The organism is Salifodinibacter halophilus, assembly GCA_012999515.1.
Classification (GTDB): Bacteria; Pseudomonadota; Gammaproteobacteria; order Nevskiales; family Salinisphaeraceae; genus Salifodinibacter; species Salifodinibacter halophilus.
The window spans coordinates 1-229 of the sequence record JABEEB010000879.1 but is presented as its reverse complement, the minus strand read 5'-3'; the positions used below and the strand labels follow the sequence as shown (position 1 = coordinate 229).

1 protein-coding gene is annotated in these 229 nt (G+C 74.7%); it reads left to right on the top strand.

The features are described 5' to 3' along the window. Positions 1–229, top strand: a 229-nt coding sequence (locus HKX41_14060; protein NNC25258.1) for a hypothetical protein, incomplete at both ends; no start/stop codon positions are given.

Below are 229 nucleotides of genomic sequence, written 5' to 3'. Positions count from 1 at the left end.
GTCGCTGGCGCGCAGGGCCGCCGGCACCGGCGCGTGCGTGGTCGCGCTGTCGGCCAAGAGCCCGGGCGCGCTGCGAGCGCGCAAGCGCGACCTGCTGGAGTGGTTGCGCGCCGACGACGGCGAACATTCGCTGGCCGAGATCGCGCGCGCGTCGCTGCTGGATCGCGATCACCTGCCGCTGCGCTTCGCGTGCGTGGTCGCCGATACGGTGGAGCTGGCGCAAGCGCTG